We start from the raw sequence: 13316 nt of genomic DNA on the forward strand, positions 1-13316 counted from the left end.
TCTTTAAAGAATGGCAACAAAAAAGCCCACTCTTTGCTGCGAGCTTAAGCCTTGATTTAAATGGACTACAACAACACGATGATGTCCGTCCCTTTATCATGCAACACAACGAAACGGACTATGAGTTCTTAACTCGACTATTACGTAGTGAAGGCATCAACTGGCTGATTGATGAGACACAACTGATCGTGCCGAACAGCAGTGCAGCGATTCAACCGCAAAAACTTCGTCTGATTGATGACAATAGCCAATACCAAGCTCTAGAACGTCGCCAGATTCGCTACCATCGCAGTAGTGCCACAGAACAATACGACAGTATGACCAGTTTGATAGGACAACGCTCACTGCAACCCAACAGTGTACATATCCAACGCTGGCAAGCTGATGCACTGGAACAAGAACAGGGTGCAGGATGTGTACAAAGTACCCACCAACATAGTGCACACTACGACAATGCCAGTCTCGGCTTAGAAGATGCATGGCACTTTAGCCCAGCTTGGATGCAAGACCTCAATGGAGAAGATGGAGCAACTGCATCAGGCAACTCACAAATCGAAAAGTTTAACCAAAACTTAGGCCACTATCACGACCTACAATCCAAATACTTCACCGCTCAAAGTACGGTACGAGATACACAAGTTGGCTACTGGTTTCAACTCACCGAACACCCTGAAATAAACCAACACAGTGGATCAGACCAAGAATTTCTGATTACAGGCAAAAGCTACTATAACCAAAACAACCTTCCCAAAGACTTGAATCAGCAAATTAACCAATTGCTACAACAAAGCCATTGGCAAAATGCCAATACCCAAACCAATACAGAAGAACGCCAAGCCAATACACTGACCTTACAACGCCGCGATATCAAAACAGTCCCTGAATATCACCCACAGCAACACCGACCATCAGTACACCCACAACGCGCCAAAGTGGTGGGACCTAGTGGAGAAGAAATCCATGTAGATGAATGGGGGCGCATAAAAGTCCGCTTTCTGTTCACAAGAAATGAAGACCATGAACATGATGGAGGTGCAGGTGCCAATGACAACGACACCGATTCAGCTTGGGTCGATGTCCTGACACCTTGGGCAGGAGAAGGCTATGGTGCACGCTTCCTCCCCCGCATTGATGAAATCGTGGTGATCGACTTCTTTGATGGCAACATTGACCGACCGTTTGTGGTGGGACGCATTCATGAAGCACAACGAAGCCCGACCAAATTCGACAATGCAGGCAAGCTCCCAGACACCAAGAAACTGGCAGGGATCAAGTCCAAGGAATATCAAGGCGAAGGTTTTAACCAACTGCGTTTTGATGACACCACAGGTCAGATCAGTGCGCAACTGCAAAGCAGTCATGCAGCCAGTCAACTCAATCTCGGCAAACTGAGTCACCCTAAAGCAACCGCAGAAAGTGAAGATCGTGGCGAGGGCTTTGAACTGCGTACTGACCAATGGGGAGCAGTACGAGCAGGTGAAGGCTTACTCATCACCACTCATGCCCAAGAACAAGCTGAAGGTGACCACCTTGATGCGCAACCAGCCAAGGAACAGCTTGAAGGCAATCAAAACAATGCCAAAGCCTTGAGTGAAGTTGCGAAGAACCAACAGACGGATGAGATTGAGTCAATTGAACAGCTAAAAGCATTTGCTGAAGAAATTGAATCTGATATTGCTAAGTTTAATAAAGCGATGCTGTTATTAAGCTCGCCAGCAGGTATTGGTCTGAGTACAAATGAAGATATTCATCTTTCTGCGGATGGGCAAATCAATCAGTTTGCGGGCGATAGTATAAATCTAAGTACGCAAAAGAACTTGATTGCCCATGTCAGTGGTAAGGCGAGTTTATTTGCCGCGCAAAATGGTATTAAACAAGTTGCGGCCAAAGGTAAGTTTGAGGTCCAAGTGCAGTCGGATGGCATGGATTTACTGGCTAAGCAAGGCATTCAAATTATTTCAACAGAAGACCGTATTGAGATTAGCAGTCCGAAAGAGATTGTGATTACAGCGGGTGGTTCTCAGATCAAGTTGAATGGTTCAGGGATTTTCCCGACCACAGGTGGTAAATTTGAAGTGAAGGCAGGGCAGCATTTGTTTATGGGTGGGGCAAAGATTACAACGAAAAGTCCAGAATTGGCAATGTTGCCAGATTACCATTTAACTTATGTTGCAAAAGATATGGATGGAAATCCATTGAAAAATAAAAAGTATTTAATGATTTTACAGAACGGAGAAATAATCAGTGGTGTGACAGATGGCCAAGGTAAAACCCAGAAGGTCATCACCAAAGGACCTCAACAAGTTCAGATTAGTTTAGAAGATCATGTTCATGATGGTTTTGTAACTTATAAAGAAGAATAAATGATGAGTAAGATTCGATTAAAGCTATTTATTAATGTGCTGCCTGATGATGACACGATTCCTTGTCATGGGATGGATTATTCTGTAGTTGAAAAGGGTAAGCGACCAGATGAAATTAATAAACTCGCAATAGCAACAACGAGCCCAAAACCTGTTATGCAGCCATTGGATACGAAATCCATTTTTCAGAATAAGCCCATTGCTCCGCAGACGATGGCACAAAATATGGCGAAGTATAAAGAAGTACAAAAAAGTATGGCTCTGATTCATAACAGAGAAAGTAAAACTGATATGAAAGGTTTTACTAAAGAAATGGATTTGCCTGTTGGAGACTATGATCTTTGGATTAAGCGAAGTGATTCAAAATGGGAAAAGGCTACGCATATTAATGGTAATTTTGGGGTACAGATTAAAAATGAGTGGCAGGGTACCAGAACATTAGATTATCAAATTAAACAATATTATCGTTATAAAATAGAAGGATTTAGAGGTACTAAGCTATCTGATAATATTTCATTTGAAACCTTTACCTTTGATAAGAATGGTAAGGAAAAGAAAATTAGCATACCTAATGTCAAAGTCAATGTCGTAGATAAAAATGGCTTTACGCCACCTTTATATTCACCAAAAGGCGAAGTTATATTTGTAAAATTTAAATTTGTGAATAGGGATGTACAACCGGATAAGAAAGACATCCAGCATTTTGCCACGATCAGCCAAAAGAATTATGTCACTGTACAGTTGAAGTCCGTTGCTAAAATAACAGAGGAAGATAAGAATACTGCTGTAACACTACAGGGCAATGGAAAGCCGCCTGTTATTTTAAATATGCATCGAGAAGAGATGATTGTCCTCTCTGCTGAGGATTATGCCGAGTTTGAAAAGGAAAGTTCAAAGTTAGATAAATTATTTGGTAACTCTTTTGAAGCCAAGAATAAATTAGCCGAAGCAATAAAATCTGGAAGTGTTTCTAATGTTAAAAAAGCAGAAGAAGCAATAAAGGAAGCGGAGAAAAAAATTGAAGACGAGTTGAATAAAAATTTTAAAAAAGCAGCAAATCTAACAGAAGTGATTACTTTTGAAGCCCGCCAAAAGAAAAACCCAAATGGAAATACGCAAGAGTTTGATTTCAGACGTCGGTATTTACGTACTGATAGATATATGCAACTGCAACAAAAGAAGAAGAACAAAGAAAGTTTTAAGGTAACCGTTTTAGGAACTGAATTAAAAAAACTGAAAGATGTAAAGCAAGACTTTAAGAAAATTAGTGAGCAGGCTATTCATAATGAGTTTAAAAAAGTCAGTTTGGATCTTGCTAAATATTCGAAGCAAACAGGAACTAAAGTTTGGGATTTCTCTGCTTTTAGTGCTGGCTTTGTTGAGCAAATTAAACTTTCAGATAGTTTAACCGTTGATATTCAGTCACAATGGCTAAGATGTGTTGGTGGTGCTGGTTTATCCTCCAGCGTGAATTGGAAGCCTGAAAGTGGAGAGGTTAGTGCCAAGGCAAATGTCAATGCCCAAGGTAAGCTAGTTCTATTTGAAGGCAAGGCAAAAACAACCTATGTCATTCCTTGTGATAAAGGCTGGATGCTGAATTTTGAAGATATTGACTTGGGGGCATTCCGATTTGTTATCGGCATGGAGCTTTATGGCTTTGCAGGCGCAAAAGTAGCTGCTGGGATTGGTTTGGAGATCAGTTATAGCAAAGATGGGCAGCAACAATTGGCTGCTAATGGTAGACGAAATCGAAATCCGTCACTGGCTAATAATATGGGAGAGAACCGCCCAAGATTTGTACCAATGGATCGAGATGAAACCATTATTCCAGGGAGTGGTGCAAGCGCTGAAGGACAAATCGAGGCTTTTGCTGGTGTTGAAGCGGGAATTAAACCATCAGGTGAGTTCCAGTGGCTTTCACCCGAAGAAAAAGAGTTCAAGCCTTTAGCAACACTAGCTCTGGACTTTGCTGTAAGTGCAGGTTTAGGGGCAGGGGTAAATTTTAAATTATTTTATTGGTTAGAGCGAAATCAATTCCGTTTTAGAGCAAAGGCTGCTTTATGCGTTGGTTTAGGGGCAAAAGGTGCATTAGATTTTGCCATTAATGCTGGTCAAGTTATCGAAGTATTAAGATGGATGCATTATCAACTTAGTCGTGCGCAATTTAAATTACTAGGCTTCATTGCTGAAGACGCCTTTAGAAATTTAAGTCGATTGGCTGTCATTGTTTTAGGGAGTGATTCAAGAGTAGCGCAAGCTTTTAATGATGTTAACGGGGAATTCCAAAAGTTTAATATGAAATATTCCATTGCGGAAAACTCGGTTGATCTGGCGAATAAAATTAAACGACAATCACCATGGTTGAAATCAGCTACTCCTGATGCAAAAGGCATGTTGATCTATCAAATGACACGTCATAACAAAGTGACGCATTGGGTGGATAAACCTAGTTCTCCAATTTCTCCGTATTTACCAACGCATAAACAGGCTGTTATTGCGATTTTTGAAACCATTGCGACTGAGGGGGAATGGTTTAATGTACTGCAACGAATGTCAATTGATGGTAAAAAATCAGATGTAAGTATTAGATATCTAGAAAAACAGCTTTTGGTCTTTTTACATGATGGTGTTTGGTCTCAGGTATCAGATATTCTCAAAGAATTTACAATTAATTCAGATACGGTGGGTCGAGGAAGCGAATATGTGGAGCAATATATAAAGCTACGCTCTAAAATCGTAAAAACTATTCCCTTACATGAAAAAGCACCAATGAATAATCCTAGAGAGTTGAAAAAATTAAGAGAGAAAATGATTGAACAACCAAGTATTATCAACGCAGATGCTTTAGTTGCCTTAAATACTGAAACAGTACCATCTATTGAAGTGGATGGTACTGATGCAGAGTTATTTATTGCGGCAAACTATGAACAAAATTCGGATGGCTCATATACAGCCTAAAGTTATTTAATTGGCTGTTGGATGTTGGCAACACAGCGCACTCCATATAAACGATAAGTCATTTTATTCTCTTCATTTGATTTGGGTTGAGCGTGCGCTCTAGCAATATTGAGTCCATCAGCCATCATTAAATTATCGGCACCCATAGGAGCTGTACTACGCAATACTTTTTCAGTTCCCGACTTAGGCCCTGTTGGGTTTTGAGTAGGTGAGTGTTTATAATAATCTTTATCGTACCAATCATTCATCCATTCATAATTATTGGTGACAAGGTCATAAAAACCTAACGGATTTGGAGGTGTTTTTCCAAGCACTGGAATTTCAAGTACTGAATCAGGGTTATTACTATGTCTATAATTGTCATATTGATTTAATTTCCATAAGTTCTTCTCCGGCTCCACTTTTCCTGTATCGGTTGCAAAAGCTGTGTATTGACCTTTATTACGAGCAACATATTCCCATTGTGCTTCAGTAGGCAGGTCCATAGACGTGCCTACTTGTTGGCCTAGCCATTGGCAATAATCTTTGGCTTGTTGCCAATCCATTCCTGTAGCAATTTCATGGGCGATCTTTGGAGTAAAGAGTTCATTGTAATAGCTCTTAGGTTGTCCTGTTGCTTCAGTAAAAATATTAAAATCTTCTAATGTTGTTTTATAGGCACTCATATTAAAGCTACTCAGTGTTACTTTATGCAGAGTCTTATTGTTACTTCCCGGTGAGAAAGGCAGATGATCAGGTTTTTCGGTATTGCCTTTTGGATTCTTTAGCGCCATGCTATCGGGAACAGTTTTCTCGAGTTCTGGAGTGGCCAGTCCGAAATCGCCCATCAGGTAACTACCGCCTTCAACGAAGATCATATTCTTTTTGGTTTTCTCAACCAATTGTTGAATTTTTTGTTGTAACTCAGGTGAAGGTTTTACAGGTTTGGGATTGGTTTCAGCCGATTTGGCACAAGCACTTAAAGCAATGCTTGAGAATAAAATAAAAGCTATATTCCGTTTCATCATCTTATTAAAAATCATTGGGTTGTATATATTAAAAACCTACTTTATAGCAAAGTTAATTTTCTATAAAGAAGTATTGTGTTAATACCCTTTTGAAAAAATTTAGCTATTTATCTAATAGGTTGTTGAAGATTGGCGACACAGCGCACTCCATACAAACGATAAGTCATTTTATTCTCTTCATTTGATTTGGGTTGAGCGTGTGCTCTTGCAACATTGAGTCCATCTGCCATCATTAAATTATCGGCACCCATAGGGGATGTACTACGCAATACCTTTTCAGTTCCAGACTTAGGCCCTGTTGGGTTTTCAATAGGTGAATGTTTATAATAGTCTTTATCGTACCAGTCATTCATCCATTCATAATTATTGGTGGTAAGGTCATAAAAACCTAATGGGTTTGGAGGTTTTCGTCCTAAAACAGGAATATTTACAGCAGTAGAGGGGCTATATTTCTCAATATATTGATCGTATTGTTCCATACTCCATAAGTTTTTACCTTCTTCGATTTTGCCTGTATTGGTTGCAAAGATAGTATATTGCCCTTTATTGCGAGCAGCATATTCCCATTGTGCTTCTGTCGGTAGGTCCATCGGTGTGCCTACTTGTTGACCCAGCCATTGGCAATAATCTTTGGCTTGTTGCCAAGCCATACCAGTTGCTACTTCATGAGCAATCTGTTGGTTATATCGCTTATTGTCTGCACTTTCGATTTGTCCTGTTGCTTCAGTAAAAATATTAAAATCTTCCAAAGTTGTTTCATAAGCACTCATATTAAAGCTGCTCAGTGTCACTTTATGCAGAGTCTTATGTCATTTCCAGGTGAGAAAGGCAGGTTATTCGGTGTTGTCTTTGGGATTCTTTAGCGCCATGCTGTCAGGAACAGTTTTTTCGAGTTCAGGAGTGACTAGTCCGAAATCACCCATGAGGTAACTACCACCTTCAACAAAGATCATATTCTTTTTAGTTTTCTCAACTAATTTTTGAATTTTTTGCTGTAGCTCTGCAGAAGGCTTTACGGCTTTCTGATTCGTTTCAGGTGATTTGGCACAAGCACTTAAAGCTAGGCTTGAGAATAAAATAAAGAATAGCTTCTGCTTGTTCATTATAAGAAAATTAATTGCTTAAATTTAATTAGAGGGAATCTTAGTCAATCTAATAAAAATAGGGAAGTTAATTTATGTTAGGCAATATTTAATGCAATTTATTACTTTTAAATAACTATTCGTTTTACGAGCAAATATGATAATAAAAAAGCCACTAAAGATTTAGTGGCTTGCTTCGAAAACTAAATCAACTTATTTAATTTTCTTAAAGATAAAATCATTAATCTTATGACCAGATTCTAGACCACGACGCTCAAATTTGGTAACAGGACGCCATTCTGGACGAGGGTAGCTATTGCCTTTACCTGCTAGGTTTTCCAAATCTGGACGATTGTCTAAGATATCAAGCATCCATTCTGCATACGGCTCCCAATCTGTCGCTGCGTGGAAAGTACCACCAAGCTCTAACTTTTGTTCAACCAGTTGCATACGCTCATGAATCACGAAACGACGTTTAAAGTGACGCTTCTTCTGCCACGGATCTGGGAAGTAAAGCTGTACACAGTTAATGCTGTTATCTGGCATTTCACGTAATACTTGAATTGCATCGGCATCCAATACAAATAAGTTCTTTAAGCCAGCCATACCTGCTTCATAGACACACTGTGCGATACCGGGAACATGAACTTCAATCCCGACAAAATTGCGCTCAGGATTTGCTTTGGCCATTAATACCAAAGAACGGCCCATACCAAAACCAATTTCAACGGTCAAAGGACGTTCAGGATGTTCAAAATGCTGGCGTAAATCACCAACAGGGTATTCCAAAATTAAATCACGATAATCTTCTAAAGCAGTACGTTGCGAAGTATTGAGCGGAGCTGAACGACGCATAAACGTCACAATCTCACGGTGCTCAGGTAAATTGTCGAGTTCCGTAATTTGCGTTTCTAACTGATCGTTTGACATGATTCTGGAGATATAAATATAGAAAGGCCGTATTTTAAGTGTTCAGGGGATCAAGTCAAATTTTTAAGGCATTTTATTTAAGAGAAAATTTCTAAAATTGCTTAAAAGTTGTAAAGAAAACTTCATGTGGATGTCACAGAAATTGCATAGCCTATTGTCGATTTGAACATAAAGTAAAAAAGCTATGAAAACATTTAAATTTCACTCGATCGCAATGTGTTTAAGCCTATTAGGTGCATCATCTATATTTTCAGTTGCACATGCACAACTTATGTTTAGCCAATATGTAGATGGCAGTAGTAATCGTAAGGGTTTAGAAATCTATAACCCTGACGAAACAACTGTGAATTTGGCTGATTATGAAATCCAACAATTCAACAATGGTGGAACAGCCAAAACTGCAACATTCCAGTTGCAGGGGACTTTAGCGAGTAAGCAAAAATATTTAATTGGTCGCTCTGAATTACAAGCACAGCTTGGCAATAAGGTAAATCAAGTTGCAGGTTTGTCATTCAATGGTGATGATGCGATTGTCTTGGTTTATCGTGGTACACCTGTAGATCGTTTTGGTCGTATCGGTGAACGTCCAACTTCAGGTTGGGGTACAACTGTTTATAGTATTGCGAATAGTTTTAAGCGTATTCAAACAGAAAATCCTGTTTTGAGTGTTGATCCAACAAGTCCTTTTGATTTAGATCAATCTTGGCAAGCTTGGACTGATCGCAATGATTTCTCAAATTTAACTGGATCAACGACGACACCACCAACGACAGAAACTGTTTCATGTAGTAGTAGCGATACGCCAATTGCAGATTTAGCTCAAGCAACACAAAATCAAACTTATACGATTCGAGGTATCATTACCGCGGATTATCGCTATAACAACGGTTTCTCAGGTTTTTATGTCCAAACTGCGGATAGCAAAGCTAAGGCAAATGTGAGCAATGCGATTTTTGTATATATCCCGGCGAGCAGTGCGATAAAAGGTGGACAAGTGGGTGAAGAAGTGATCTTAAAAGGTCGTCTCACCAGTTATCAAAATCAATTGCAAATTGATCAACTACAACAAGATATTCAAACCTGTAATCTGAATATGGCTGATCAAGTACAACCACTGGCAATCAATCTCCCATTTTCAAGTTTAAGTGATAGTTCAGAAAATTCAGCAAAACGCTATCAAGGGATGCTGGTTAAACTTCCTCAAACGTTAACAGTCAGTGAAAACTATAATTTTGGTCGTTATGGCGAGCTGTCATTGAGTTTAGGACGTTTATTTATTCCAACTAATCTCTATCCTGCATTATCAAATGAAGCAAAAGCTTTAGCACAACAAAATTTACTTTCAAAAATCATTTTTGATGATGGTTATAACAATCAGAATAGAACGCCTTGGTTGCCACAAAACTTTAGTGCATTGAATACATTACGTTCAGGCTATCAACTTAAAAATGCTGAAGGGATTCTAGAATATCGTTTTAATAACTGGCGCGTACAGCCTGTAGTTGGACGTAATTTGCCAGAGTTGGTTGCAAATACCAATCCACGTCAAACAATTGCAGCAAAACAAAGCCAATATATCCGTGCAGCTGCTTTTAATGTCCTGAATTATGACAATGGTATAAATGGTTTTCCCACAGAGCGCGGTGCGACGAGCCAAGCTGAGTTTGATAAGCAGCATCGTAAAATTGTGAGTGCGCTAAAAACAATTGATGCTGATGTTTATGGACTCATGGAAATTGCAAACAATGGCTATGGGAGTGACAGTGCAGTCGCCTATTTAACGAAAGCATTGGGCAATGATTGGAAGTATGTTATTCCAGAGGGACAAGATAAATTAGGTACAGACGTGATTGCAGTCGCGATTATCTATAACAGTAAACGCGTTAAACCTGTCAATAAAGCAGCAGTGCTAGATTTAGGTGATAAAAACCGTAGCACAATTGCACAATCGTTCCAGCCAGTTCAGGGTGGGAAAATATTTACAGTGATTCCGAATCACTTAAAATCAAAAGGCTGTTCAGGTGTTGATTCAACATCTTTGGATGCAGATCAAAATGATGGACAAGGTTGTTGGAATCCTACTCGTGTGAAAGCAGTTGAACAATTAACACAATGGATTGCTAAGAATCCGACTCAAGTTAAAAATCCTAACATTTTGCTGCTCGGAGACATGAATAGCTATGCCAAAGAAGATCCCATTTTGACCTTTGAAAAAGCAAATTATAAAGTTCTGTTAAACGACGCAAAAGTGGGAGAGGGTGCAAACGCCTATAGCTATGTATTCGGTGTTTCAAGTAATGCAGAAGGTTATGGTGGTGCAGGCAACCTTGATCATGCGATTGCAGATTCTGAACTGTACAAACGTGTTGTAAAAGCTTTTGCTTGGCATATCAATGCCGACGAGCCAACAGTCCTTGATTACAACGAAGAATATAAGACAGAGGAGCAAAAGGAACTATTCTACTCTGCTGATCCATATCGTTCATCTGACCATGACCCCGTGATCGTGGATTTGGATATGAAAGGTTCTGCTACGCAGCCTGATCAGAATCCTAAGAATATCATTTCAGAGTTCTTGAATGCTTTATTCTCATGGTTAAGCCAATTATTTGGTCGAGCATAAAAATGAAATCCGTGACATTGAGTAATCTGTTCTTTCATATTTTAATCAATCGTCACGGAATATAACTTGCAAGGCAGAAAAAAATTCATTAATAGTAAGTGTGTAGATATTTTTAGCTTTAAAGTTATTTTAAATGTGAGTCTATATCTGTCTCTCGGGTTTCGTTTGAATGTTCAAGAGCATAAATAGTTATTAGAAAACAAGGATTAGATATGAAGTTGTATTATTCACCAGGCGCATGTTCTTTAGCAGCACATATTATCTTAAATGAAATAAACGTAGATTTTGATTTAGAAAAAGTTGACTTAAAGACTCATAAAACTTCAAAAGGTTCAGATTATTATGAGATTAATCCAAAAGGTTACGTGCCTGCTCTAGAGATTAATCCAGGTTTGATTTTGACTGAAAACGTTGCGATTTTACCATTTCTTGCTCAGCATGATCCTAAACAGGATCTTATCCCGCCATCTGGAATGGGGCGTGCTAAAGTTCTAGAGTGGTTAGGTTATTTAAATTCTGAATTGCACGATGCTTATGCGGTGTTCTTTGGTGGTCATTTAACTGATGATGAGAAAACTAAAGCTTATGCTGAGGTAGATCGTTTATTGAAATATATTGATAATCATCTGGCTGAGTCTGAATATGATTATTTAGTTGACGATAACTTTGGACCAGCAGATGCTTATTTGTTTGTGTTGACGAATTGGTCAAATCATATTGAGCATGACCTTATGCCATATATCAACATTATTGCATTACGTAATAAAGTTGCTGAGCGTCAGTCTGTACAAATTGCAATGCGTGACGAAGGTTTATTAGCTTAATCTAATACGCCATTAAAAAAGCCTCTGTTTCTAGAGGCTTTTTTAATGATCAACAATAAATTATTGTTGAGCTTTTTCTTTAACATCAGCAGCAGTAGATTCTACTGCACCAGCTACGTCAGCAGTTGCATCACGTGCAGCAGCTTCAGTTTTAGCAGCAGCTTCAGCTGTAGCGTGAGCTGTGTGATCAGCAGCAGCATCGATTTGATCAGCAGCATTGTCCGCAGCAGTTGCGATGTTGTCAGTTGCAGTAGCAGTCGCGTTTTGGATATCAGCGCTTGCTTGTTCTGCAGCATTTTCTAAGTGCTCACCCGTAGTTGCACCAGTTTCAGGCGCTTTATCTTTATTACAGCCCACAAGCGCAACAGTAGCAGCGAGACCAAATGCAACAAGTAATTTATTCATTTTCATATTTCCTTTTCGTTGTGGCATCCAACAAGTATGGATAGCGAAAATATAAACACAAAAACGTTGACGAATAAAGTTGAAAATTTGTTGATAACTTGTAAAAACACGCACTTACATCTAGAAATGTAAATGCGTGCACATGTTTTTTGAGTGTTCTGTTATGAACCTGAACGAATCATGTAATCAAAAGCAGAGAGAGAAGCCTTGGCACCTTCACCTGTCGCGATGATAATTTGCTTGTAAGGTACAGTCGTACAGTCACCTGCCGCAAACACACCTTTAACATTGGTTTCGTTACGATCATTGATCACGATCTCACCCCGATTGCTGAGTTCAACCGCACTGTTCTTTAAGAAATCTGTATTTGGTAATAAACCAATTTGTACAAAGATTCCTGCAAGTTCTACAGTATGTTCAACATCTGTGGCACGGTCTTTATATTTCAATGCTGTGACTTGCGAACCATCACCAACCACTTCTGTGCTTAAAGCATTCATGATCACTGTGGTGTTTGGTAAGCTATTTAACTTATCTTGCAAGACTTGGTCTGCACGAAGCTTGGTATCAAACTCCACCAAAGTCACATGCTCAACAATCCCAGCTAGATCAATTGCAGCTTCAACACCAGAGTTACCGCCACCAATCACAGCAACACGTTTGCCTTTGAATAATGGGCCATCACAGTGTGGGCAGTAGGCAACACCACAGGTACGGTATTCTGCTTCACCCGGCACATTCATCTCTCTCCAACGTGCACCTGTTGATAGAATGATGGTTTTTGATTCAAGCTTAGCACCATTCTCAAGTTCCACTTCAACCAAACCATTGGCTGTTTGGTCTGCACCTGTGATCTTGCTGACGCGTTGCAAGTTCATGATGTCTACGCCATATTCAAGTACATGGGCTTCCATATCTTGCGCAAACTTCGGACCAACCGTTTTTTGAACCGTGGTAAAGTTTTCAATATCCATGGTATCCATCACCTGACCACCAAAGCGCTCAGCAACGATACCTGTTTTGATACCCTTACGTGCTGCATAGATCGCCGCTGTACCACCTGCAGGACCACCACCAATCACCAATACATCAAATGCATCCTTGGCATTGATTGCAGCAGCATC

General features: G+C 39.5%; 10 protein-coding genes. 4 read left to right on the forward strand and 6 right to left on the reverse strand.

All coding sequences use genetic code 11. The annotated features are described in order from the left end of the window. Both ACF8D3_RS15300 and ACF8D3_RS15305 read left to right on the forward strand, forming a co-directional pair. A partial coding sequence (locus tag ACF8D3_RS15300) for a DUF2345 domain-containing protein (RefSeq protein WP_392472240.1) occupies window positions 1–2363 on the forward strand: 2363 nt, incomplete at its 5' end. Between the two features lie 3 nt (window positions 2364–2366). Then, window positions 2367–5321: an ATPase gene (locus ACF8D3_RS15305; protein ID WP_392472241.1), complete on the forward strand. Its 2955-nt coding sequence runs from the start codon at window positions 2367–2369 to the stop codon at window positions 5319–5321. A 2-nt stretch (window positions 5322–5323) separates the two neighbouring features. Here the strand turns inward: ACF8D3_RS15305 and ACF8D3_RS15310 are convergent, their stop codons facing one another. From ACF8D3_RS15310 to trmB, 4 genes are all read right to left on the reverse strand, one after another. Continuing rightward, a complete protein-coding gene (locus ACF8D3_RS15310) occupies window positions 5324–6328 on the reverse strand; it encodes a formylglycine-generating enzyme family protein (RefSeq protein WP_392472243.1) in 1005 nt (334 codons plus the stop codon). Window positions 6329–6435: 107 nt separating this feature from the next. Continuing rightward, window positions 6436–7119, reverse strand: coding sequence for a formylglycine-generating enzyme family protein (locus ACF8D3_RS15315; protein ID WP_392472245.1), 684 nt, complete (start codon window positions 7117–7119; stop codon window positions 6436–6438). Between the two features lie 42 nt (window positions 7120–7161). Beyond that, the gene (locus ACF8D3_RS15320) at window positions 7162–7431 is read right to left on the reverse strand and encodes a hypothetical protein (protein WP_392472247.1); all 270 of its coding nucleotides are present in this window, start codon (window positions 7429–7431) and stop codon (window positions 7162–7164) included. A gap of 192 nt (window positions 7432–7623) precedes the next feature. Continuing rightward, a complete protein-coding gene (trmB, locus tag ACF8D3_RS15325; protein ID WP_392472248.1) occupies window positions 7624–8340 on the reverse strand; it encodes a tRNA (guanosine(46)-N7)-methyltransferase TrmB in 717 nt (238 codons plus the stop codon). A gap of 184 nt (window positions 8341–8524) precedes the next feature. On the opposite strand from trmB, the gene ACF8D3_RS15330 reads away from it, so the two are divergent. Both ACF8D3_RS15330 and ACF8D3_RS15335 read left to right on the forward strand, forming a co-directional pair. Continuing rightward, window positions 8525–10963 carry an ExeM/NucH family extracellular endonuclease gene (locus ACF8D3_RS15330; RefSeq protein WP_392472250.1) on the forward strand — a complete coding sequence of 813 codons (2439 nt, stop codon included), beginning with the start codon at window positions 8525–8527 and terminating at the stop codon, window positions 10961–10963. Between the two features lie 212 nt (window positions 10964–11175). Then, window positions 11176–11787: a glutathione binding-like protein gene (locus ACF8D3_RS15335; RefSeq protein WP_007482805.1), complete on the forward strand. Its 612-nt coding sequence runs from the start codon at window positions 11176–11178 to the stop codon at window positions 11785–11787. A 60-nt stretch (window positions 11788–11847) separates the two neighbouring features. Here the strand turns inward: ACF8D3_RS15335 and ACF8D3_RS15340 are convergent, their stop codons facing one another. Then, a complete protein-coding gene (locus ACF8D3_RS15340) occupies window positions 11848–12192 on the reverse strand; it encodes a hypothetical protein (protein ID WP_004880170.1) in 345 nt (114 codons plus the stop codon). A gap of 161 nt (window positions 12193–12353) precedes the next feature. Next, window positions 12354–13316 (reverse strand): alkyl hydroperoxide reductase subunit F (ahpF, locus tag ACF8D3_RS15345; RefSeq protein ID WP_392472252.1); only part of this gene is annotated, 963 nt, incomplete at its 5' end.

The sequence above is a fragment of the Acinetobacter sp. YQ_14 genome (genome assembly GCF_043102985.1).
Classification (GTDB): domain Bacteria; phylum Pseudomonadota; class Gammaproteobacteria; order Pseudomonadales; family Moraxellaceae; genus Acinetobacter; species Acinetobacter venetianus.

Excerpts from the sequence above, each read along its gene's own strand:
- ACF8D3_RS15340 (WP_004880170.1), bottom strand. The coding sequence starts at position 12,192 with ATGAATAAATTACTTGTTGCATTTGGTCTCGCTGCTACTGTTGCGCTT.
- ACF8D3_RS15310 (WP_392472243.1), bottom strand. The coding sequence starts at position 6,328 with ATGATGAAACGGAATATAGCTTTTATTTTATTCTCAAGCATTGCTTTA.
- ACF8D3_RS15305 (WP_392472241.1), top strand. The coding sequence starts at position 2,367 with ATGAGTAAGATTCGATTAAAGCTATTTATTAATGTGCTGCCTGATGAT.
- ACF8D3_RS15335 (WP_007482805.1), top strand. The coding sequence starts at position 11,176 with ATGAAGTTGTATTATTCACCAGGCGCATGTTCTTTAGCAGCACATATT.
- ACF8D3_RS15320 (WP_392472247.1), bottom strand. The coding sequence starts at position 7,431 with ATGAACAAGCAGAAGCTATTCTTTATTTTATTCTCAAGCCTAGCTTTA.
- ACF8D3_RS15330 (WP_392472250.1), top strand. The coding sequence starts at position 8,525 with ATGAAAACATTTAAATTTCACTCGATCGCAATGTGTTTAAGCCTATTA.
- trmB (WP_392472248.1), bottom strand. The coding sequence starts at position 8,340 with ATGTCAAACGATCAGTTAGAAACGCAAATTACGGAACTCGACAATTTA.